Annotated in this window: 18 protein-coding genes and 3 tRNA genes; 4 read left to right on the top strand and 17 right to left on the bottom strand. The window is 66.5% G+C overall.

Annotated features, from left to right (window positions below; translation table 11 throughout):
• Positions 1-155: 155 nt before the first annotated feature.
• The 4 genes from tuf (ACSQ14_RS06990) to rpsL all read right to left on the bottom strand — a co-directional run bounded on the left by tuf (ACSQ14_RS06990) (position 156) and on the right by rpsL (position 4,523).
• Positions 156-1,346, bottom strand: a complete 1,191-nt coding sequence (gene tuf / locus ACSQ14_RS06990) for an elongation factor Tu (protein ID WP_436011043.1) — start codon at positions 1,344-1,346, stop codon at positions 156-158.
• Positions 1,347-1,397: 51 nt separating this feature from the next.
• Complete coding sequence (fusA, locus tag ACSQ14_RS06985) at positions 1,398-3,476, bottom strand: elongation factor G (RefSeq protein WP_436011070.1); 2,079 nt, start codon at positions 3,474-3,476, stop codon at positions 1,398-1,400.
• A 189-nt stretch (positions 3,477-3,665) separates the two neighbouring features.
• Positions 3,666-4,139: a 30S ribosomal protein S7 gene (gene rpsG / locus ACSQ14_RS06980; RefSeq protein ID WP_436011068.1), complete on the bottom strand. Its 474-nt coding sequence runs from the start codon at positions 4,137-4,139 to the stop codon at positions 3,666-3,668.
• A 12-nt stretch (positions 4,140-4,151) separates the two neighbouring features.
• Complete coding sequence (gene rpsL, locus ACSQ14_RS06975) at positions 4,152-4,523, bottom strand: 30S ribosomal protein S12 (RefSeq protein WP_056018026.1); 372 nt, start codon at positions 4,521-4,523, stop codon at positions 4,152-4,154.
• A 316-nt stretch (positions 4,524-4,839) separates the two neighbouring features.
• Between rpsL and ACSQ14_RS06970 the strand changes: the two genes are divergently transcribed.
• The gene (locus tag ACSQ14_RS06970; protein WP_436011065.1) at positions 4,840-5,487 is read left to right on the top strand and encodes a hypothetical protein; all 648 of its coding nucleotides are present in this window, start codon (positions 4,840-4,842) and stop codon (positions 5,485-5,487) included.
• A gap of 20 nt (positions 5,488-5,507) precedes the next feature.
• On the opposite strand, the gene ACSQ14_RS06965 is transcribed toward ACSQ14_RS06970, so the two are convergent.
• The 10 genes from ACSQ14_RS06965 to ACSQ14_RS06920 all read right to left on the bottom strand — a co-directional run bounded on the left by ACSQ14_RS06965 (position 5,508) and on the right by ACSQ14_RS06920 (position 18,685).
• Positions 5,508-5,837: a zf-TFIIB domain-containing protein gene (locus tag ACSQ14_RS06965; protein WP_436011063.1), complete on the bottom strand. Its 330-nt coding sequence runs from the start codon at positions 5,835-5,837 to the stop codon at positions 5,508-5,510.
• Positions 5,838-6,008: 171 nt separating this feature from the next.
• Positions 6,009-10,196 carry a DNA-directed RNA polymerase subunit beta' gene (gene rpoC / locus ACSQ14_RS06960; RefSeq protein WP_436011061.1) on the bottom strand — a complete coding sequence of 1,396 codons (4,188 nt, stop codon included), beginning with the start codon at positions 10,194-10,196 and terminating at the stop codon, positions 6,009-6,011.
• Between the two features lie 91 nt (positions 10,197-10,287).
• Positions 10,288-14,358, bottom strand: a complete 4,071-nt coding sequence (gene rpoB, locus ACSQ14_RS06955; RefSeq protein ID WP_436011059.1) for a DNA-directed RNA polymerase subunit beta — start codon at positions 14,356-14,358, stop codon at positions 10,288-10,290.
• Positions 14,359-14,832: 474 nt separating this feature from the next.
• Positions 14,833-15,213, bottom strand: a complete 381-nt coding sequence (rplL, locus tag ACSQ14_RS06950; RefSeq protein ID WP_436011057.1) for a 50S ribosomal protein L7/L12 — start codon at positions 15,211-15,213, stop codon at positions 14,833-14,835.
• A gap of 44 nt (positions 15,214-15,257) precedes the next feature.
• Complete coding sequence (rplJ, locus tag ACSQ14_RS06945) at positions 15,258-15,773, bottom strand: 50S ribosomal protein L10 (protein WP_436011055.1); 516 nt, start codon at positions 15,771-15,773, stop codon at positions 15,258-15,260.
• Positions 15,774-16,169: 396 nt separating this feature from the next.
• On the bottom strand, positions 16,170-16,862 hold the full coding sequence (gene rplA, locus ACSQ14_RS06940) for a 50S ribosomal protein L1 (protein WP_436011053.1): 693 nt from the start codon (positions 16,860-16,862) through the stop codon (positions 16,170-16,172).
• Positions 16,863-16,865: 3 nt separating this feature from the next.
• Positions 16,866-17,297 (bottom strand): 50S ribosomal protein L11, encoded by a 432-nt coding sequence (gene rplK, locus ACSQ14_RS06935; RefSeq protein ID WP_436011051.1) that lies wholly within the window; start codon positions 17,295-17,297, stop codon positions 16,866-16,868.
• A gap of 364 nt (positions 17,298-17,661) precedes the next feature.
• Positions 17,662-18,222 carry a transcription termination/antitermination protein NusG gene (gene nusG, locus ACSQ14_RS06930; RefSeq protein ID WP_436011049.1) on the bottom strand — a complete coding sequence of 187 codons (561 nt, stop codon included), beginning with the start codon at positions 18,220-18,222 and terminating at the stop codon, positions 17,662-17,664.
• A gap of 5 nt (positions 18,223-18,227) precedes the next feature.
• Positions 18,228-18,533, bottom strand: a complete 306-nt coding sequence (gene secE / locus ACSQ14_RS06925; RefSeq protein ID WP_436011047.1) for a preprotein translocase subunit SecE — start codon at positions 18,531-18,533, stop codon at positions 18,228-18,230.
• Positions 18,534-18,609: 76 nt separating this feature from the next.
• Positions 18,610-18,685: transfer RNA gene (locus ACSQ14_RS06920), tRNA-Trp, on the bottom strand.
• A 174-nt stretch (positions 18,686-18,859) separates the two neighbouring features.
• On the opposite strand from ACSQ14_RS06920, the gene ACSQ14_RS06915 reads away from it, so the two are divergent.
• A complete protein-coding gene (locus ACSQ14_RS06915) occupies positions 18,860-19,042 on the top strand; it encodes a hypothetical protein (protein WP_436011045.1) in 183 nt (60 codons plus the stop codon).
• A gap of 245 nt (positions 19,043-19,287) precedes the next feature.
• On the opposite strand, the gene tuf (ACSQ14_RS06910) is transcribed toward ACSQ14_RS06915, so the two are convergent.
• The 3 genes from tuf (ACSQ14_RS06910) to ACSQ14_RS06900 all read right to left on the bottom strand — a co-directional run bounded on the left by tuf (ACSQ14_RS06910) (position 19,288) and on the right by ACSQ14_RS06900 (position 20,725).
• Positions 19,288-20,478, bottom strand: coding sequence for an elongation factor Tu (gene tuf / locus ACSQ14_RS06910; protein ID WP_436011043.1), 1,191 nt, complete (start codon positions 20,476-20,478; stop codon positions 19,288-19,290).
• 41 nt (positions 20,479-20,519) lie between these two features.
• Positions 20,520-20,593, bottom strand: a tRNA-Gly gene (locus tag ACSQ14_RS06905).
• Between the two features lie 45 nt (positions 20,594-20,638).
• A tRNA-Tyr gene (locus tag ACSQ14_RS06900) sits at positions 20,639-20,725 on the bottom strand.
• Positions 20,726-20,856: 131 nt separating this feature from the next.
• On the opposite strand from ACSQ14_RS06900, the gene rlmB reads away from it, so the two are divergent.
• Together rlmB and ACSQ14_RS06890 are read left to right on the top strand one after the other, a co-directional pair.
• Complete coding sequence (gene rlmB, locus ACSQ14_RS06895) at positions 20,857-21,651, top strand: 23S rRNA (guanosine(2251)-2'-O)-methyltransferase RlmB (protein WP_436011041.1); 795 nt, start codon at positions 20,857-20,859, stop codon at positions 21,649-21,651.
• 109 nt (positions 21,652-21,760) lie between these two features.
• Entirely contained in the window at positions 21,761-22,468 is a 708-nt protein-coding gene (locus ACSQ14_RS06890; protein ID WP_436011039.1) for a TerC family protein, read from the top strand.
• The last annotated feature ends 91 nt before the right edge of the window (positions 22,469-22,559 follow it).

Here is a 22,559-nt window from a genome sequence, read left to right as displayed (position 1 = left end):
AGGCGCGGCCGAGGCTATCCCCGGCGCACCGAGGGCGCAGCTGAAATCGCGGTCACGGGAAGCCGCGCCGCAGACAAAGGAAAAGGCCGCCGGGAGCGATCCCGGCGGCCTTCTCTAACGCTCGAGCGTCGCGCAGGCTTGCGCCTGCGTGCGCCTTACTTGGTGATCTTCGAGACGACGCCCGAGCCGACCGTCCGGCCGCCTTCGCGAATGGCGAAGCGCAGGCCCTGGTCCATGGCGATCGGGGTGATCAGCTCGATGTTCAGCTCGACGTTGTCGCCGGGCATGACCATCTCCACGCCTTCCTTCAGCTTCACGATGCCGGTCACGTCGGTCGTGCGGAAGTAGAACTGCGGGCGGTAGTTGGTGAAGAACGGCGTGTGGCGGCCGCCTTCTTCCTTGGTCAGGATGTAGACCTCGGCGGTGAACTCGGTGTGCGGGGTGATCGAGCCCGGCTTGCAGAGCACCTGGCCGCGTTCGACGTCTTCACGCTTGGTGCCGCGCAGCAGCACGCCGACGTTGTCGCCCGCCTGGCCCTGGTCCAGCAGCTTGCGGAACATCTCGACGCCGGTGCAGGTGGTCTTCTGCACGTCGCGGATGCCGACGATCTCGACTTCCTCGCCGACCTTGACGATGCCCTTTTCGATCCGGCCGGTCACCACGGTGCCGCGGCCCGAGATCGAGAACACGTCTTCCACCGGCATCAGGAACGGCAGGTCGACCGGACGCTCCGGCTGCGGGATGTAGGCGTCGACCTGGGTCATCAGCTCGAGGATCCGGTCTTCGCCGATCGCCGGGTCACGGCCTTCGACGGCGGCCAGCGCCGAGCCCTTGACGATCGGAATGTCGTCGCCCGGGAACTCGTAGCTCGACAGCAGCTCGCGAACTTCCATCTCGACCAGGTCGAGCAGTTCGGAGTCGTCGACCATGTCGACCTTGTTCATGAACACCACCAGCGCCGGAACGCCGACCTGGCGCGCCAGCAGGATGTGCTCGCGGGTCTGCGGCATCGGGCCGTCGGCGGCCGACACCACCAGGATCGCGCCGTCCATCTGCGCCGCGCCGGTGATCATGTTCTTCACGTAGTCGGCGTGCCCAGGGCAGTCGACGTGCGCGTAGTGACGGTTCTGCGTCTCGTATTCGACGTGAGCCGTGTTGATCGTGATGCCGCGGGCCTTTTCTTCCGGCGCCGCGTCGATGTCCGCGTAGTTCTTCGCGGTCGCACCGCCGGACTTCGCCAGAACGATGGTGATCGCCGCCGTCAACGTCGTCTTGCCATGGTCGACGTGACCGATGGTGCCGATGTTGCAGTGCGGCTTATTGCGTTGAAACTTTTCCTTGGCCATTTCAAGCTCCAGCCCTGTCCGGGCCTGTCCTCTAAACTAGGGTTGGATTGGTTAGGCGTACTTCTTGATCACTTCGTCGGCGACCGCTTGCGGGACCGCCTCGTAGTGGTCGAACTGCATGGTGAACTGCGCCCGGCCTTGGGACATGCCCCGCAGGTTGTTCACGTAGCCGAACATGTTGGCCAGCGGCACAAAGGCGTTGATGACGATCGCGTTGCCGCGCACGTCCTGCCCCTGGATCTGACCGCGACGGCCGTTCAGGTCGCCGATGACCGAGCCCAGGTACTCTTCCGGGGTCACGACCTCGACGCCCATGATCGGCTCGAGCAGCTTGGCGCCGCCCTTCTCACGCAGTTCCTTGAAGGCCGCGCGCGAAGCGATTTCGAAGGCCAGGACCGAGGAGTCGACGTCGTGGAAGGCGCCGTCCACCAGCGAGGCCTTGAAGTCGATCACCGGGAAGCCGGCCAGCAGGCCGTTTTCCTTGGCCGAGGTCAGGCCCTTTTCGACGCCGGGGATGTATTCCTTCGGCACCGAGCCGCCGACGACGGAGCTTTCGAAGACGAAGCCCGAACCGACTTCGCCCGGCTCGAACACCAGCTTCACGCGGGCGAACTGGCCCGTACCGCCGGTCTGCTTCTTGTGGGTGTAGTCGATCTCGGCCTTGCGGCTGATGGTCTCGCGATAGGCCACCTGCGGCGCGCCGATGTTGGCCTCGACCTTGTAGGTGCGCTTCAGGATGTCGATCTTGATGTCCAGGTGCAGCTCGCCCATGCCCTTCAGGATCGTCTGGCCCGACTCGTGGTCGGTCGAGACGGTGAAGGACGGGTCTTCCGCCGCGAGCTTGGCCAGGGCGACGCCCAGCTTCTCTTGGTCGGCCTTGGACTTCGGCTCCACGGCGATCTCGATCACCGGGTTCGGGAACTCCATGCGCTCCAGGATCACCGGCGACTTGCCGGGGTCGCACAGGGTGTCGCCGGTGCGGGTGTCCTTCAGGCCGGCCAGGGCGACGATGTCGCCGGCGTAGGCTTCCTTGATGTCCTCGCGGTTGTTCGAGTGCATCAGCAGCATGCGGCCGACGCGCTCCTTACGGTCGCGGGTCGAGTTCAGCAGGCCCATGCCGGTCTCGATCTTGCCCGAGTAGATCCGGCAGAAGGTCAGCGAACCGACGAAGGGGTCGTCCATGATCTTGAACGCCAGCATCGAGAGCGGCTCTTCGTCCGAGGCCTTGCGCTCGATTTCTTCTTCGGTGCGGTAGTCGATGCCCTTGGTCGGCGGGATGTCCACCGGCGACGGCAGATAGTCGACGACCGCGTCGAGCAGCGGCTGGACGCCCTTGTTCTTGAACGCCGAGCCGCAGAGGATCGGGTAGAAGGCGCCGGTCAGCACGGCCTTACGGATGCACTTCTTGATGGTCGCTTCCGACGGCTCTTCGCCGGACAGGTAGGCTTCCATCGCCTCGTCATCGAGCTCGACGGCGTTCTCGATCATGTAGGAGCGGGCTTCTTCGGCCTTCTCCTTGAGGTCGGCCGGGATCTCTTCGTCGCGGAAGTTCGCGCCCAGGCCGTCGTTGTCCCAGACAACCGCCTTCATGCGAACCAGGTCGACGAGGCCGCGCAGCGAGGACTCCGAACCGATCGGCAGCTGGATCGGAACCGCCTTCGCGCCCAGACGGTCGCGGATCGATTCCACCGACTTGTCGAAGTCGGCGCCCAGCTTGTCCATCTTGTTGACGAAGACGATCCGCGGAACCTTGTACTTGTCCGCCTGACGCCACACCGTCTCGGTCTGCGGCTCCACACCGGCGTTGCCGTCCAGCACGGTGACCGCGCCGTCGAGCACGCGCAGCGAGCGTTCGACTTCGATGGTGAAGTCGACGTGCCCGGGGGTGTCGATGATGTTCAGGCGCTTGCCGTTCCAGTAGGCGGTCGTCGCAGCCGAGGTGATCGTGATCCCCCGCTCCTGCTCCTGCTCCATCCAGTCCATGGTGGCCGCGCCATCGTGGACTTCACCGATCTTATGGCTCTTGCCGGTGTAGTACAGGATCCGCTCGGTCGTCGTGGTCTTGCCCGCGTCGATGTGGGCCATGATCCCGAAGTTGCGGTAATCTTCGATTTTGTTCGTGCGGGGCATAGCGGGGAGCTCTGCGAAAAGGGCTGTACGAGCGTGACAGTCTGAAATGGCTAGCGGTTCAGACGACCGTCGCGCTCAATCACTTGCGTTGGATCTCCCGGGCGAACCCGAAAATCCTGCGGTGGGCTGAACGGACAGCGCGGGCGGTTTAGCTCAAACCGCCCGCGCCGGGAACAGGTATATGAAACGTTACCAGCGGTAGTGCGAGAAGGCCCGGTTGGCTTCCGCCATCTTGTGGGTGTCTTCGCGCTTCTTGACCGCCGACCCGCGATTGGACGAGGCGTCGAGAAGCTCGCCGGCGAGCTTCTCGGTCATCGTGGTTTCACCGCGGTTGCGGGCGGCGTTGACCAGCCAGCGGATGGCCAGGGCGCGACGACGGTCGGGACGGACTTCGACCGGCACCTGATAGGTGGCGCCGCCGACCCGGCGGGAGCGCACTTCGATGGCGGGCGCGACGTTGTCCAGGGCGGCGTGGAAGGTTTCCAGCGGGCCCAGGTCCTTGCGCTTGGCTTCCAGGATGTCGAAGGCGCCGTAGAGGATGTTCTCGGCGACAGCTTTCTTACCTTCGTACATCACGTAGTTCATGAACTTCGTGACGACCAGGTCCCCGAACTTCGGATCCGGCAGGACTTGGCGTTTCTCGGCGCGACGGCGGCGGGACATGACTTCTTTTCCTTACTTCGGACGCTTGGCGCCGTAGAGCGAACGGCGCTGCTTGCGGTCCTTGACCCCTTGGGTGTCGAGCACGCCGCGCAGGATGTGGTAGCGCACGCCGGGAAGGTCCTTCACCCGGCCGCCGCGGATCAGGACCACCGAGTGTTCCTGCAGGTTGTGGCCTTCGCCGGGGATGTAGCACACCGCTTCGATGCCGGTGGTCAGACGCACCTTGGCGACCTTACGAAGCGCCGAGTTCGGCTTCTTCGGGGTGGTGGTGTAGACCCGCGTGCAGACGCCACGGCGCTGGGGGCAGCCCTTCAGGGCGGGAACCTTGTTCCGCGAGGGCTTGTCCTGGCGCGGCTTGCGGATGAGCTGGTTGACTGTCGGCATCTAAACTCGCTTGCGTGGAGGCGTGTGCCGTTGGGCCGGAGCGCCTCAGTTGGGGTCTTTGTCGTCTGCTCTTTCGCGACCGCCCGACTGAACGCAAAAACTCGCCGCGACGCCTTGCTCTGCGTCCGGCGAACCGGTTCAAACGGGACAGGGAAGGAATCCCAGCCTCGGAAGAGGCGCGCTACATAGTCGGGAAGCGGCTTGGCGTCAACGCTCCGGGCGGATCCGCGGCCGGAGGGTGTCAGATGTTAGGGCCGCCACGAAAACGCCGCGCGACGCGTTTCTTACACTGAAGCTCGAGGACCACGGAAGGCGGATGGCCAAGGCGACACGGCGCCTCAACGCGATTGCGATCGGCCTGTCCGTCGCCGCCCACGCCGTGGTGCTGAGCGTGCTCGCCCTGCACGCCCCAAAACTGATGCGCCCGCACGAGGAGGCCGGGCCGCCCGAACCGGTGATTCCCGTGCTGATCATGCCGCACACGCCGCCGGCCCCGCCGGGGGCCGAGAAGCCGGCGCCGATCCGGCTGCACCGCCGCCAGCTGCGCCGCGGGGCGCCGCCGCCGCCGGTCGAGCCGCTCGTCACCCCGCCGGTCCTGCCGGTGCCGAAGCCCCAGGCCGGCCGCCCCGCCGGCCCGCCGCGCTACACCGTCCAGCCCTCGCCCGGCGCGCAGCTGTCCACCACCCTGCGCGGCAGCCTGGTCGGCTGCGCCAATCCGAATCTGCTCAGCCGCAGCGAACGTGAGCGCTGCCAGGAGCGCCTCGGCCGCGGCGCCGCCGAGGCCCCTGTCCTGCCGCCGGCCGGCGACGCCGCGTTCGACGCCGCCGCAGCCTCGCGTGAGGCGGCGCGGCGCGAGCGCGACGCCGGCGTGCCGCCGGGGGTCACTGGCGGGTTTGGCGATTCCGGCAGCTCCTACCGCACGATGCCGGCGGAACCGCCTCCTCCGCCGCGGCTGCGCCCCTGAGAGGCTTTCGCGGCCGGGGATCAGTCGAAGATGTCGAAGATGTCGAACTTCTTCTTTTTCTTCCGGTAGTGGTAGTCGTCGTCGTAGCGGTGGCGGCCCTGCTCGCGGTCGAACGGATGGTTCTGCCGCCAGACCTCCGGGTCACGATGGAAGTCCGAGACCTCCCGCTCGAAGCGCTCACGGTCCTGCTGCTGACCCGCCTGGTCCTGGCGCGCCCCGCCCAGCAGCTTCTCCAATTCGCCGCGATCCAGCCACACGCCCCGGCAGCTGGGGCACATGTCCAGCTCCACCTCGGCGCGTTTCACGTTCTGCATCGAGACGTTGCAGTTCGGACAAAGCAGCAGTGGCAATGGTGATCCTCCAGGTCGTTCCCCGCGCCCGCTGATGTAGGAAGCGGGGCTGCGCGGCGTAACCCGCGCCCGCGCCCAGCCCGGGCGCTTTCTCCGCCTTCCCGGCCCGCAAAGCGAAACGGCCCGGGGTTTCCCCCGGGCCGCTCGTTACGCGTGACTGGCTGAAGAGACCTAGTCGACCTGCTCGGCCGCGGCCGCATCGGCGATGCTCTCCGGCAGCGGCTCCATGGCCGCCTCGCGGCTCTGCGCCAGGGCTTCGTCGCGCTTGGCGGCGATGCGCTGCAGGTTGCGCAGGTAGGAGCCCGTGCCCGCCGGGATGAGCCGGCCGACGATGACGTTCTCCTTGAGCCCTTCCAGGGTGTCGATCTTGCCCTGGACCGAGGCTTCGGTGAGCACCCGCGTCGTCTCCTGGAACGAGGCCGCGGAGATGAAGCTGCGGGTCTGCAGCGAGGCCTTGGTGATGCCGAGCAGCACCGGCTGGGTGAGCGCCGGACGGCCGCCACGGGCCTCCGCCTTGGCGCTCTCCTCGTCCACTTCGAGCTTGTCGAGGTGATCGCCCTTGAGCAGGCCGGTGTCGCCCGGCTCGAGGATCTCGACCTTCTGCAGCATCTGCCGGACGATCGTCTCGATGTGCTTGTCGTTGATCGGCACGCCCTGCAGTCGGTAGACCTCCTGGATCTCGTTCACCAGGAAGTCGGCCAGCGCCTCGATGCCCTGGATCCGCAGGATGTCGTGCGGATCCGGGTTGCCGTCGATCAGGTATTCGCCCTTGCGGATGATGTCCCCGTCGTGGACGGCGATGTGCTTGCCCTTCGGGATCAGGAACTCGACCGCCTCACCGCCGTCCTCCGGCGTGATCTTGATGCGGCGCTTGTTCTTGTAGTCCCGACCGAACTCGACCCGGCCGTCCATCTCGGCGATGACCGCGCAGTCCTTCGGACGACGCGCTTCGAACAGCTCGGCCACCCGCGGCAGACCGCCGGTGATGTCGCGGGTCTTGGCGCTTTCCGTGGGGATCCGCGCCATGACCTCGCCGGGCTTCACCTCGTCGCCGTCGCCGATCGAGAGAACCGCGCCGACCGGCAGCAGGTAGCGAGCTTCGCCGCCGTTCGAGATGCGCTTGTAGGCGCCGCTCTCGTCCAGCACCGCGATCGCCGGCCGCAGGTCCGAGCCCTTGGTCGAGGCCCGCCAGTCGACGACCACGCGGTTGGAGATGCCGGTGGCTTCGTCGGCCTCTTCGCGGAAGGAGAAGTTCTCCACCAGGTCTTCGAACCGCACACGGCCGCCGACTTCGGTGATGATCGGGGTGGTGTACGGGTCCCATTCGGCCAGGCGCTGGCCGCGCTTGACGGTCTCGCCGTCCTTGACGCGCAGGCGCGCGCCGTAGGGCGGCTTGTAGGCTTCGCGGTCCTTGCCGTCGACCTGCACCATCAGCTGCAGGTTGCGGCTCATGCCGATCAGCTGGCCCTCGGCGTTGACCACCGTGTTGCCGCCGGAGATCCGCACCACGCCGTCGTTGGCGCTTTCGAAGAACGACTGCTCGGCCACCTGGGCGGTGCCGCCGATGTGGAAGGTCCGCATCGTCAGCTGGGTGCCCGGCTCGCCGATCGACTGGGCGGCGATGACGCCCACGGCCTCGCCGATGTTCACCGGCGTGCCGCGCGCCAGGTCGCGGCCGTAGCAGGCGCCGCAGACGCCGTTCTTGGTTTCGCAGGTCAGGACCGAGCGGACCTTCACCGACTGCACGCCGGCGTTCTCGATGAGATCGCACATGTTCTCATCGAGGTAGCTGTCGGCCGGCACGATGACCTGGCCGCCCGGCTCCTTGATGTCCTCGGCCGCGAAGCGACCCAGGACCCGCAGGCCGAGCGAGACCAACACGTCGCCGCCTTCGACCACGGCGCGCAGGGTGATGCCCCGCGTGGTGCCGCAATCTTCCTCGGTGATGATGCAGTCCTGCGCCACGTCCACCAGACGGCGGGTCAGGTAACCCGAGTTGGCGGTCTTCAGCGCGGTGTCGGCCAGGCCCTTACGGGCGCCGTGGGTGGAGTTGAAGTACTCCTGGACGGTCAGGCCTTCCTTGAAGTTCGAGATGATCGGCGTCTCGATGATCTCGCCGGACGGCTTGGCCATCAGGCCGCGCATCCCACCGAGTTGCTTCATCTGCGCCTGCGAACCCCGGGCCCCGGAGTTCGACATCATGTAGATCGAGTTGATCTCGCCTTCGCGGCCGGTGGCGTCCTTCTCCGCGGTGGCGACCTCGATCATCATCTCGTCGGCGACGCGGTCGGTGGCCTTGGCCCAGGCGTCGACCACCTTGTTGTACTTCTCGCCCTTGGTGATCAGGCCGTCGGCGTACTGCTGCTCGTACTCTTCCACGAGCTTGCGGGTCTCTTCGACGATCGGCTTCTTGCGGGCCGGGATGACGATGTCGTCCTTGCCGAAGGAGATGCCGGCCTTGGCCGCCTCGCGGAAGCCGAGGCCCATGATCTGGTCGGCGAAGATGACCGTCGCCTTCTGACCGCAGTGCCGGTAGACGACGTCGATCAGGTTGCCGATTTCCTTCTTGGTCAGGTTCTTCTCAAGAAGGCGGTGACCCAGGGCCGGGTTGTGCGGCAGCAGAGCCGCGATCTTCATCCGGCCCGGCGTCGTATCGATCACTTTGCGGACCACGTTGCCGTCGGCGTCCATCTCGGTATGCCGCGACTTGATCTTGGTGTGCAGGGTGACCACGCCGGCGTCCAGCGCCCGGTCGATCTCGGCGAGATCGGCGAACGCCTTGCCCTGACCGGGCTCGCCGTCCTTGGCCAGCGACAGGTAGTAGAGCCCGAGCACGATGTCCTGCGACGGCACGATGATCGGCCGCCCGTTGGCGGGCGACAGGATGTTGTTCGTGCTCATCATCAGCACGCGCGCTTCCAGCTGGGCTTCCAGCGAGAGCGGGACGTGCACGGCCATCTGGTCGCCGTCGAAGTCGGCGTTGAACGCGGCGCAGACCAGCGGGTGCAGCTGGATGGCCTTGCCTTCGATCAGCTTCGGCTCGAACGCCTGGATGCCCAGGCGGTGGAGGGTCGGCGCGCGGTTGAGCAGCACCGGGTGCTCGCGGATCACCTCGTCGAGGATGTCCCAGACCGCCGGCTGCTCACGCTCGACCATGCGCTTGGACTGCTTGACGGTGCCCGACAGCCCCTTGGCGTCCAGCCGCGCGTAGATGAACGGCTTGAACAGCTCGAGCGCCATCTTCTTCGGCAGGCCGCACTCGTGCAGCTTCAGCTCGGGACCGACGACGATGACCGAACGGCCCGAGTAGTCAACGCGCTTGCCGAGCAGGTTCTGACGGAACCGGCCCTGCTTGCCCTTCAGCATGTCGGCCAGCGACTTCAGCGGACGCTTGTTGGCGCCGGTGATCACCCGGCCGCGGCGGCCGTTGTCGAACAGGGCGTCGACGGCTTCCTGCAGCATCCGCTTTTCGTTGCGGATGATGATGTCCGGCGCGCGCAGCTCGATCAGCCGCTTCAGGCGGTTGTTCCGGTTGATGACCCGGCGGTAGAGGTCGTTCAGGTCGGAGGTCGCGAAGCGGCCGCCGTCCAGCGGCACCAGCGGACGCAGTTCCGGCGGGATCACCGGGATGACCGACAGGATCATCCACTCCGGACGGTTGCCGCTCTCGGTGAAGCTCTCGATCAGCTTGAGCCGCTTCGAGTACTTCTTGAGCTTCATTTCCGAGGTGGTGGTCTTCAGGTCCTCGCGAAGCCGCTCGGCCTCCTTCTCGAGGTCGATGGCCTTCAGCAGCCCCTGGACCGCCTCGGCGCCGATTTCGGCGGTGAAGCTGTCGTCGCCGAACTCGTCCTGGAAGCGCATGTAGTCGTCTTCCGACAGCAGCTGGTGCTGCTTCAGCGGGGTCAGGCCCGGCTCGGTGACGATGTAGTGCTCGAAGTAGAGGACGCGTTCGATGTCCTTCAGCGCCATGTCGAGCATCAGCGCGATGCGCGACGGCAGGCTCTTCAGGAACCAGATGTGCGCGACCGGGCTGGCGAGCTCGATGTGGCCCATGCGCTCGCGGCGCACGCGGGCCAGCGTCACTTCAACGCCGCACTTCTCGCAGATGATGCCCTTGTACTTCATGCGCTTGTACTTGCCGCACAGGCATTCGTAGTCCTTGGTCGGGCCAAAGATACGGGCGCAGAAGAGGCCGTCACGCTCAGGCTTGAACGTACGGTAGTTGATGGTCTCAGGCTTCTTGATCTCGCCGAAGGACCACGAGCGGATCTTCTCGGGCGAAGCCAGCGCGATACGGATCTGGTCGAAGGTCGGGGCGGCCTGGACCGGATTAAAGATATTCAGGACTTCCTGGTTCATTGGATATCCAGTTCGTCAGGATTTCAAAGCGTGATGGAGAGGAGCTGACGGGCCCCTCTCCTCACGAAGGCTGCGGCGGTCAGGACGAACCTCACCCGTTCTCCAGCTCGACGTTCAGGCCAAGCGAACGCATCTCCTTGACCAGCACGTTGAAGCTTTCCGGGATGCCGGCTTCGAAGGTGTCGTCGCCGCGGACGATCGACTCGTAGACCTTGGTCCGGCCCGCGACGTCGTCCGACTTCACCGTCAGCATCTCCTGCAGGGTGTAGGCGGCGCCGTAGGCTTCCAGCGCCCAGACCTCCATTTCCCCGAAACGCTGACCGCCGAACTGCGCCTTACCACCCAGCGGCTGCTGCGTGACGAGGCTGTACGGGCCGATCGAGCGGGCGTGGATCTTGTCGTCCACCAGGTGGTGCAGCTTCAGCATGTAGATGTAGCCGACCGTGACCGGACGCTTGAACCGCTCCCCGGTTTGACCGTCGTACAGGAACGACTGACCCGAGCGGTCGAGGCCCGCCTTCTCCAGCAGGTTCTCGATGTCGTCGATGTGGGCGCCGTCGAACACCGGGGTGGCGTAGGGGATGCCCTTCGACAGGTTGCGGGCCAGCTCGAGCAGTTCCTCGTCGCTCTCCGGCAGTTCCTCTTCCGGGCCGTAGACGCCGGCCAGATAGTCGATCAGCGCCTTGCGCTGGCCGCCGTTCTGCCAGGCTTCCAGCAGGTCGGCGACCTGCTTGCCCAGGCCGGCCGAGGCCCAGCCGAGGTGGGTCTCGAAGATCTGACCGACGTTCATCCGCGACGGCACGCCCAGCGGGTTCAGCACGATGTCGACGTGCTGGCCGCTCTCCAGGTACGGCATGTCCTCGATCGGCAGGATCTTGGAGATGACGCCCTTGTTGCCGTGACGGCCGGCCATCTTGTCGCCCGGCTGCAGCTTGCGCTTCACCGCCACGAACACCTTAACCATCTTCATCACGCCAGGCGGCAGCTCGTCGCCGCGCTGCAGCTTGTCGACCTTGTCCTCGAAGCGACGGTCGAGCCGCTTGCGGGCTTCGTCGAACTGACGGCGCAGGGCCTCCAGCTCGGCCATCGCCTTCTCGTCGTCGAGCGCGATCTGCCACCACAGGCCCGGCGAGATCTCGCCCAGCTTGTCAGCGGTGATCTCGCCGCGGCCCAGGCCCTTCGGACCGGAGACCGCGTTCTTGCCGACCAGCAGCTGGCGTAGGCGGGTCGTCATGTTGCGGTTCAGGATGCCGAACTCGTCGTCGCGGTCCTTGCCCAGACGGTCGATTTCCGCCCGTTCAATCGCCAGCGCGCGCTCGTCCTTGTCGACGCCGTGCCGGTTGAACACCCGCACCTCGACAATCGTCCCGGCGACGCCCGGCGGCAGCCGCAGCGAGGTGTCGCGGACGTCGGACGCCTTCTCGCCGAAGATGGCGCGGAGCAGCTTCTCTTCCGGGGTCATCGGGCTTTCGCCCTTCGGCGTCACCTTGCCGACCAGGATGTCGCCCGGCAGCACCTCGGCGCCGATCGCCACGATGCCGGCTTCGTCGAGGTTGCGCAGGGCTTCCTCGCCGACGTTCGGGATGTCGCGGGTGATCTCTTCCGGGCCCAGCTTGGTGTCGCGGGCCATGACCTCGAATTCCTCGAGGTGGATCGAGGTGAAGATGTCGTCGCGCACGATGCGCTCGGAGATCAGGATCGAGTCTTCGAAGTTGTAGCCGTTCCAGGGCATGAAGGCGACGAGGGTGTTACGCCCCAGCGCCAGTTCGCCCAGCTCGGTCGACGGGCCGTCGGCGATCACGTCGCCGGCCTTGATCCGATCGCCGACCCGCACCAGCGGACGCTGGTTGATGCAGGTCGAGGTGTTGGAGCGCTGGAACTTCTGCAGACGGTAGATGTCGACGCCCGGCTTGGTCGGGTCGGTCTCTTCCGTCGCGCGGACGACGATCCGGGTGCCGTCGATCTGCTCGACCACGCCCGAGCGGCGAGCCACCACGACCGCGCCGGAGTCGACGGCGACGATCGCCTCCATGCCGGTGCCGACCAGCGGCGCATCCGACTGGATGAGCGGCACGGCCTGCTTCTGCATGTTCGAGCCCATCAGGGCGCGGTTGGCGTCATCGTTTTCCAGGAACGGGATCAGCGAGGCCGCGACCGAGACCACCTGCTTGGGCGACACGTCCATCAGGTCGACCTGATCCTTCGGGATCAGGGTCGGTTCGCCGTTGATCCGGCCGGGCACCAGGTCGTCGGCGATCGCGCCGCCGTCAAACCGGATGTTGGCCTGACCGATGGCGTGCTTCGCCTCTTCCATCGCCGACATATAGACCACCTCGTCGGTGATCCGGCCGTCGCGGATCCGGCGGTACGGGCTCTCGATGAAGCCGTACTTGTTCACCACGGCGTGGGTCGCCAGCGAGTTGATCAGACCGATGTTCGGGCCTTCCGGCGTCTCGATCGGGCAGATCCGGCCGTAGTGGGTCGGGTGCACGTCGCGGACTTCGAAGCCCGCCCGCTCGCGGGTCAGACCGCCCGGGCCAAGCGCCGAGAGGCGGCGCTTGTGGGTGATTTCCGACAGCGGGTTGGTCTGGTCCATGAACTGCGAGAGCTGCGAGGAGCCGAAGAACTCCCGCACGGCCGCGGCCGCCGGCTTCGCATTGATCAGGTCGTGCGGCATGACCGTGTCGATATCGACCGAGCTCATGCGCTCCTTGATCGCCCGCTCCATGCGCAGCAGGCCGACGCGGTACTGGTTCTCCAGCAGTTCGCCGACCGAACGGACCCGGCGGTTGCCGAGGTTGTCGATGTCGTCGATTTCGCCGCGGCCGTCGCGCAGGCCGACCAGGGTCTGCAGCACCGCCAGCACGTCTTCCTTGCGCAGGATCCGCACGTCGTCGGGGCAGTCCAGCTCCAGGCGCATGTTCATCTTCACGCGGCCGACCGAGGACAGGTCGTAGCGCTCGGAGTCGAAGAACAGGCTCTTGAACATCGCCTCGGCGGCTTCCACCGTCGGCGGCTCGCCCGGACGCATGACGCGGTAGATGTCGAACAGCGCGTCTTCACGCGCGGTGTTCTTGTCGACCCGCAGGGTGTTGCGGACGTAGGCGCCGATGTTGACGTCGTCGATGTCGAGCACGTCGAGCGTCGTGAAGCCCTGCTCCTCCAGCGAGGTCAGCAGCGCTTCGTCAAGCTCGTCGCCGGCTTCGGCGTAGATCTCGCCGGTCTCGTGGTTGACGAGGTCGCGGGCCAGGTAGCGGCCGTACAGCGCCTCGGGCGACAGCAGCAGGGTGGTGAGGCCGGCGTCGGCAAGCTTCTTGGCGTTCCGCGCGGAGATCTTGGTGCCGGCGGGGGCGACTTCCTCGCCCGTCTCGGCGTTGATCAGCGGGAAGTTCGGCTTCACGCCGCGCCACAGTTCGGCCTTGTAGGCGGTGGCCCAGCCGCCCTGGCGCTTCTCGTAGGAAATGGTGTCGTAGAAGGTGGAGAGGATCTCCTCCCCGTCCATGCCCAACGCCATCAGGAAGGTGGTGGCCGGCAGCTTACGGCGGCGGTCGATACGGACGTAGATGATGTCCTTGGCGTCGAACTCGAAGTCGAGCCACGAGCCGCGGTAGGGGATCACGCGGGCGGCGAACAGCAGCTTGCCCGAGGCGTGCGTCTTGCCCTTGTCGTGGTCGAAGAAGACGCCGGGCGAGCGGTGCATCTGGGAGACGATGACGCGCTGGGTCCCGTTGACGATGAAGGTGCCCTTCTCCGTCATGAGCGGGATGTCGCCCATGTAGACGTCCTGCTCCTTGATGTCCTTCACGGAGCGGGCGCCGGTCTCTTCGTCGGTTTCGAAGACGATGAGGCGCAGCTTGACCTTCAGCGGCGCGGCGTAGGTCATGTCGCGCTGGACGCATTCCTCGACGTCGTACTTCGGCTCCTCGAACTCGTAGGAGACGTACTCGAGGACCGCGCGTTCGTTGAAGTCCTTGATCGGGAAGACGGACTTGAAGACCGCTTCGACGCCCTCTTCCTTGCGATCCGCGACGCGCGTCTCGCGCTGCAGGAACTGTTCGTAGGACGAGCGCTGAACCTCGATGAGGTTCGGCATCTGCACGGCTTCGGGAATGCGGCCGAAGGACTTCCGGATCCGCTTCTTACCGGTGAAGGACTGCGCCATTTTTATCCCTTGAGGACACACGGGCGCACGGGTCCCGCGGTCTGACTTCTATCCTGCGTCCACCCTCGGCACTTCCCGGGCACGGGAAGCCGGACGCTGGAATGCCCCTGTATCGTCAGGGGCGCTCCCTCGCATGGTCGGAGGGCGACGGACCATGCCTCGGAGCGTGCACGCGCGAAGAACCGCGTCTTCGGAATCGGAAATTTCGCGAAGCAGCCGAAATAGGACCTTTCGGGCGGAAAGGGAAGCCCCCGGCGCACAGAAAGTGAGGCGGCGCGGATTGCACTCCGCGTCGCCTCCTTTGTCCGGGCCTGCCGGGCTTGCTGTGCTTTCGGTCGTTTACGCTGGTCGCGCAAACACCAACCGGGGGAGCGGGCGAAAAGTTCCGCCGCCGGCCGCCGCGCGGCGGACGCAAAAAGGGCCGGGATTGCTCCCGGCCCTTCCGCACGAAACCGATAAGTCGGCGTCGCCAGACTACTTGATCTGGACGGTCGCGCCGGCTTCTTCGAGCTTCTTCTTGATTTCTTCCGCTTCCTGCTTGGAAACGTTTTCCTTCACCGGCTGCGGAGCGCCTTCGACCAGGTCCTTGGCTTCCTTCAGGCCGAGGTCCGGACGGACGCCGCGGACTTCCTTGATCACGTTGATCTTCTTGTCGCCGCCGGCGGTCAGAACAACGGTGAACTCGGTTTGCTCTTCGACGGCTTCAGCCGGGGCGGCGGCGCCGCCAGCGGCGGCGACGGCCACCGGCGCGGCGGCCGAGACGCCCCACTTTTCTTCGAGCAGCTTGGAGAGCTCAGCGGCTTCCAGCACGGTCAGGGCGGACAGGTCGTCGACGAGTTGTTGCAGATTGGCCATTTGAATTTCCTTTTAGATGTCAGTGTTTGCCGGGAAGATGACGATCAGGCGGCGTCTTTGGTCGCGTAGGCGTTCATGACGCGGGCCAGCTGAGCCGCCGGCGCCTGCAGCACGCCAGCGATCTTGGTCGCCGGAGCCTGGATGAGGCCGATGAGCTTGGCGCGGAGCTGATCCAGCGACGGCAGGCTCGCGAGAGCCGTAACCGAGGCCTTATCCAGCACCTGTTCACCCATGAAGCCGCCAACGACGCTGAACTTGTCATTGCCCTTGGCGTATTCGGTCGCAACCTTGGCGGCGGACACCGGGTCCGGCGCGAAGGCGATGGCGACGGGACCCTTGAAGAGGGCGTCGCCCGCTTCGCCGATCGCACCGCCCAGAGCCTTCTGGGCCAGGGTGTTCTTCACCACCTTCAGCTCGGCGCCTTCTTTACGAAGACGGCCGCGAAGATCAGTCATTTCCGCAACAGTCAGACCCATGTAGTGGGTCACGACCACGGCGCCGGCGCCGGCGAAATCGCTTTTCAGCGACTCGATGGCTTCCTGCTTTTGAGCGCGGTCCATTGCGGTCTCCATACTCAGGTTCGACGCGCGCGGGAGTGCGCACGCCAGTCACACCTGTCCATGTTCGGAGAAGCCGCCGCCTCGCGCCCAACCGGTCGCCCGGGTGGCCTGCGAAACACACATCTTCCCATCTCCCTGCGTCCGGGGAAGGGCTCTCCCCCGCGTTCCGTCCGCGGGTGGCCCCCGCGGCTACACAGTTCTCGGACAGGATGGGTCGCTCCGAGGAGCGTCCCTTCCCTCGCCGACCGCGAGGCCAGCGACGAAGACGCGGCCATTACAGGAAAGCGCTGGAGAGTTCAACGCCCTGTTCGCTCGCCGCGGCGCCAGCGCGCAGAAAACGAAAAAGGGAGCGGCGTCGCCGCCGCTCCCTCTCATTCGTCAGCTATGTCGGTCCGCTTAGGCGGCGCCGAACGAGCCCGTCTCCACCCGGAAGCCCGGGCCCATCGTCGACGACAGGCTGATCTTCTTGATGTAGGTGCCCTTGGCGCCCGAGGGCTTCGAGCGGTTCAGCGCGTCGACCAGGGCGCGGACGTTGGCCAGCAGCGCCTCTTCCGTGAAGCTCGCCTTGCCGATGCCGGCGTGGATGATGCCGGTCTTCTCGGTGCGGAACTCGATGGCCCCGCCCTTGGCGTCCTTCACCGCTTGGGCGACGTTCGGCGTCACGGTGCCGACGCGCGGGTTCGGCATCAGGCCGCGCGGGCCGAGCACCTTACCGAGACGGCCGACCAGGGCCATCATGTCCGGCGTGGCGATCACGCGGTCGAACTCCATGAAGCCGCCTTGGATGCGCTCCACCAGCTCTTCCGCACCGACGATGTCGGCGCCGGCCGCCGTGGCTTCGGCCGCCTTGGCGTCCTTGGCGATGACGGCGACGCGGACGTCGCGGCCGGTGCCGGACGGCAGGTTGACCACGCCGCGGACCTGTTGGTCGGCGTGACGCGGGTCGACGCCGAGGTTGACGGCGATTTCGATCGACTCGTCGAACTTGGCTTTGGCGTTCGCCTTCACCAGCTTCACGGCGTCTTCGACCGAGTGGGCGGCCAGGCGGTCGCCCGTCCAGGCCTGGATGCGCTTGGGTTGCTTCGCCATCTCTTAGGCCTCCACGATCTCAAGGCCCATCGAGCGGGCGGAGCCCTCGATGATGCGGGCAGCGGCCTCGACGTCGTTCGCGTTGAGGTCCTTCATCTTCTTTTCGGCGATCTCGCGCAGCTGGGCGCGCGTGATGCTGCCGACCGTCTCGCGACCGGTCAGCTTGGCGCCCGACTTAATGCCCACGGCCTGCTTGATGTAGAAGGTCGCCGGCGGGGTCTTCGTGACGAAGGTGAAGGACTTGTCCTGGTAGACCGTGATCACGGTCGGCAGGGGCGTGCCCTTCTGTTCCTTCTCGGTGCGCGCGTTGAACTCCTTGCAGAAGCCCATGATGTTGACGCCGCGCTGACCGAGCGCCGGGCCGATCGGCGGCGACGGCGTGGCGGAGCCCGCGGGCACCTGCAGCTTGATATAGCCCAGAATCTTCTTGGCCATGTTTGCTCCTATAGGCCGGGATCCGGCCGGTTTGAGCCGTGGTCACGGGGTTGGCTGGCCCGCCCCTCCCACGGATTTGAATTCACGCCGGAGACCGGCGCGAAGCGGGCGCAAATATCAGGTGTGCGCGGCCGAGACAACTGCGGCGTCTCCCCTCCCCGCGTCATGGCCCGGCTTGTCCGGGCCACCCAGCCCACCAGCCCGGCCGCAGCGGCTGCGGAACGACTTCGGGATGGGTCGCCCGGACAAGCCGGGCGATGACGGATTTGAGCGGTCCGCTCGTGTTGGGTCGGGCTTGCCGGCAATGCAAAAAGGCCCGGCGAGCGCCGGGCCTTTTCGTAACTTTCGCCGCTCGGGCCGCCGATCAGCCGGTCTTTTCGACCTGGTTGTATTCGAGCTCGACCGGGGTCGCGCGGCCGAAGATCGAGACGGTGACGCGCAGGCGGGCGCGCTCTTCGTCGACTTGCTCGACCGAGCCGTTGAAGCTGGCGAACGGACCGTCGGTGACCCGCACCTGCTCGCCGATCTCGAAGGTGATGGTCGGCTTCGGCCGCTCCACGCCCTCTTCGATCGCGCCGATGATCCGGGCGACTTCCTTCTCCGACACCGGGATCGGCTTGGAGCCCGAGCCCAGGAAGCCGGTGACCTTCGGCGTGTTCTTGATCAGGTGATAGGCCTCGTCGGTGAGGTCCATCTTCACCAGCACATAGCCCGGGAAGAACTTGCGCTCGGTGTTGACCTTACGGCCGCGGCGGATTTCCACCACGTCCTCGGTCGGCACCAGGATCTCGGAGAAATGCTCGTCGAGGCCTTGGGCGTGAGCCTGTTCGCGGATCGAGTCGGCCACCTTCTTCTCGAAGTTCGAGTAGGCGTGGACGATGTACCACTTGTGGCGCGGATTGGAGGTTTGGGCGGCTTCGGACATGTCTCTTACCCCGCGGTCGCCAGCTTCAGAATCTGGGTCACGCCGAACTGCAGGCCGAAATCGACCACGGTGAAGAAGATCGCGGCAAGCGCCACCATGATGGCCACCATCACCGAGGTGATCCAGGTCTCCTTGCGGCTCGTCCAGGTGATCTTGCGCATCTCTGCGCGGACCTCCTTCGCGAACTGGGCGGGGCTGGTCTTCTTCTTCGGCTGGCTCTGCGCCACCGCAGCCGGCGAGGCCATGGCCGCGGCCGTTTTCGCCGCGCGGTTCCTCATCGCTTGCGGGGTCGAGCCCGGTTTCTTGGCCATGGCGGCTTTCTTCAAACTCGTCTTCGTGGGGCGGCGACTGTCGCGCCCCGGTGTTCCGACACGTACTTATATAGGATGGCAGGAGTGGAGGGACTCGAACCCCCGGCCCTCGGTTTTGGAGACCGATGCTCTACCAGCTGAGCTACACTCCTAAGCTCGTCTACCGGACAATGATCAGCGCGCCGGGAAGCCGTTCAGCCTTCCGGCGCGCGCGGCTCATTGGCCGGAGCCGGCTCATCTAGCAGGGGTGTCGGCTGGCGGCAAGGCGGATCGAAGCCCCGCCCCGCCCGTTCCTTTGGGCCCGTAGGCCGCAGCGAGATATTCCCATGGCCGAGCCCGACATCCAGAAGCGCTACAACCGCGACGAAGACCAGAAATCCGGCCGCCCGCCGCGCATGGCCCAGGAGCCGAAGGGCTCAGAAGGCTCCGCACGGACGTCGAAGACCCAGACCGACCCCGCCTCGGGCGAGCCCCTGCCCGGCGCCCCCGCCCCCAACCAGGCCGACTGATTCGGGACGGTAAACGGGGGAGCCCACGCCCCTCCCCCGCCGTCATCCCGGCCGAAGCGGAGCGACGAGCCGGGACCCAGGGGCCGCGCGCACCGCCCTGGTCCCGGATCGGCCATTCGGCCATCCGGGATGACGGGCGGGATGACGGGCGGGATGAGATCTAGGAATGCGAAAAGGCCGCCGGCGTGAGCCGACGGCCTTTCCTTCAGTCCGAAGCGTCGCGCAGGCTTGCGCCTGCGTGCGCCTTACTTGGTGATCTTCGAGACGACGCCCGAGCCGACCGTCCGGCCGCCTTCGCGAATGGCGAAGCGCAGGCCCTGGTCCATGGCGATCGGGGTGATCAGCTCGATGTTCAGCTCGACGTTGTCGCCGGGCATGACCATCTCCACGCCTTCCTTCAGCTTCACGATGCCGGTCACGTCGGTCGTGCGGAAGTAGAACTGCGGGCGGTAGTTGGTGAAGAACGGCGTGTGGCGGCCGCCTTCTTCCTTGGTCAGGATGTAGACCTCGGCGGTGAACTCGGTGTGCGGGGTGATCGAGCCCGGCTTGCAGAGCACCTGGCCGCGTTCGACGTCTTCACGCTTGGTGCCGCGCAGCAGCACGCCGACGTTGTCGCCCGCCTGGCCCTGGTCCAGCAGCTTGCGGAACATCTCGACGCCGGTGCAGGTGGTCTTCTGCACGTCGCGGATGCCGACGATCTCGACTTCCTCGCCGACCTTGACGATGCCCTTTTCGATCCGGCCGGTCACCACGGTGCCGCGGCCCGAGATCGAGAACACGTCTTCCACCGGCATCAGGAACGGCAGGTCGACCGGACGCTCCGGCTGCGGGATGTAGGCGTCGACCTGGGTCATCAGCTCGAGGATCCGGTCTTCGCCGATCGCCGGGTCACGGCCTTCGACGGCGGCCAGCGCCGAGCCCTTGACGATCGGAATGTCGTCGCCCGGGAACTCGTAGCTCGACAGCAGCTCGCGAACTTCCATCTCGACTAGGTCGAGCAGTTCGGAGTCGTCGACCATGTCGACCTTGTTCATGAACACCACCAGCGCCGGAACGCCGACCTGACGCGCCAGCAGGATGTGCTCGCGGGTCTGCGGCATCGGGCCGTCGGCGGCCGACACCACCAGGATCGCGCCGTCCATCTGCGCCGCGCCGGTGATCATGTTCTTCACGTAGTCGGCGTGCCCAGGGCAGTCGACGTGCGCGTAGTGACGGTTCTGCGTCTCGTATTCGACGTGAGCCGTGTTGATCGTGATGCCGCGGGCCTTTTCTTCCGGCGCCGCGTCGATGTCCGCGTAGTTCTTCGCGGTCGCACCGCCGGACTTCGCCAGAACGATGGTGATCGCCGCCGTCAGCGTCGTCTTGCCATGGTCGACGTGACCGATGGTGCCGATGTTGCAGTGCGGCTTATTGCGTTGAAACTTTTCCTTGGCCATCGGGGTCCTGCCGGCGTTGCTTAAACCAATGTAAGAGAGATTGGAGCGGGTAGCGGGAATCGAACCCGCATCCTCAGCTTGGAAGGCTGCTGCACTACCATTGTGCTATACCCGCCTAGCCAAGGCGGCGTCGCCGCACCTCTCGATTTGCTCCAGCGCGTGGTGGGGGAAGTAGGACTCGAACCTACGAAGCCATTACAGCAGCGGATTTACAGTCCGCCCCCTTTGCCACTCGGGACATTCCCCCAGCGCGCGGAGCCGCCTCGAGGCTTGGAACGAAAGCTCCGACGCGGCCGACGCGGAGTGCTATAGGCGCCCCGCAACAGTTCCGCAACCGGAGGTCCCGCTCGGGGGCCCCAATTTGGAGCGCGTCTTATAGTGGCCTCGCATTCCGAACGCAACGACGCCCGTCGGGGTCGAAAGCATCAATCTCACGGGCGCTCCCCAAGGCGTGCGGAGGCCGCCTCCGACGAGTGGATCTGGGGGTGGCACGCGGTCGAGGCCGCCCTCGAGAACACTGCGCGCGGCGAGCCGATTCGCCTCCTGGCGACGCCGGAACGGGCCCGCCAGCTCGAGCAGCGATTCGGTCGCCTGAAGGTGCTGGAGACCGCCGACAACGGCGCGATCGCCCAGGCGCTGCCGCAAGGTGCGGTGCACCAGGGCGTGGCGTTGAAGCCCGCGGAGCTCGAATCAGCCGTCCTCGAGGACTTCGTTGCGGAGCCCGGCGCGGTGCTCCTGATGCTCGACCAGGTCACCGACCCGCAGAACGTGGGGGCGATTCTCCGCTCGGCCGCGGCGTTCGGCGCCCGCGGACTGATTCTCCAGGACCGCCACGCGCCGAAGCTGACCGGCGCGCTCGCCAAGGCCGCGGCCGGCGCGGTCGAGCGCACGCCGATCGCCCGGGTGGTGAATCTCTCGCGCGCGCTGGAGACCCTGGTCGAACTGGGCTGGCGGACGGTCGGCCTGACCGGCGCGGCCGAGCGCACCCTGGCCGAGGCGCTCGACGGCGGTCCGGTGGTGCTGGTCCTCGGCTCCGAGGGCGAAGGCCTGCGCCGGCTGGTCGCCGAACATTGCGACGACCTCGCCAAGATCCCGATGCCCGGCGGCTTCGAGAGCCTGAACGTCTCGGCGGCCGCGGCGGTGTCGCTCTATGAGGCGGCGCGCCCGCGCTGATTGCTGATTGAACGCCGCCCCGCCTGCTCGCGCCGATCCAGCGCGGGCGGGCGGGTCTCCGGCGCCTCGGCCATTGCAGCCTGGCCGCGGCTGACGCATTGAGAGCGCCATGCTCGAAAGCCTGCTCTCCCCCGGCGCGATCAGCGCGCTCCTCCAGGTGCTGATGATCGACCTCGTGCTCGCCGGCGACAACGCCGTCGCGGTGGGCGTGGTGGCTGCGGGGCTGCCGCCCGACCAGCGCAAGCGGGCGATCTTCTGGGGCCTGGTCGCCGCGGTCGTCACGCGAATCGGCTTCGCCCTGATCACCACCCAGCTGATGGGCGTCATCGGCCTGCTGTTGGCCGGCGGCATCCTGCTGCTGTGGGTCTGCTGGAAGATGTGGAAGGAGATGCGCGCGCAGGCGGCGGTCGACGAAGCGACCGCCGAGGCGGTGCTCGACGCCGACCCGGCGACCGAGCCGAACGTCGTCCAGGCCAAGAGCTTCCGCAGCGCGCTGATCCAGATCCTGATCGCCGACGTCTCGATGTCGCTGGACAACGTGCTGGCCGTGGCCGGCGCGGCCCGCGAGCATCCCAGCGTGCTGGTGTTCGGCCTGCTGGTCTCGATCGCCCTGATGGGCGTGGCCGCGACCTGGATCGCCCGGCTGCTGCACCACTATCGCTGGATCGGCTACGTCGGCCTGGCGATCGTGCTCTACGTCGCCCTGCATATGATGTGGGAAGGCCACCGCGACCTGATCACCGATCTCGGCCGCGTCGAGCAGTACAACCGGCTGATGCCGGACGCCTTGGCGATCGATCCGGGCAAGTATCGGTAAAGACGGGGGCCTTCGCCCTCAGGACAGGGCTGCCGGCCTAAACGCCCCCTCAGTCGGCTTCGCCGACAGCTCCCCCGCTGCGCGGTGGAGC

This window comes from Phenylobacterium sp. LjRoot219 (assembly GCF_964252995.1).
Lineage (GTDB): Bacteria > Pseudomonadota > Alphaproteobacteria > Caulobacterales > Caulobacteraceae > Phenylobacterium.
This window is presented reverse-complemented; position numbering and strand designations above follow the sequence as displayed.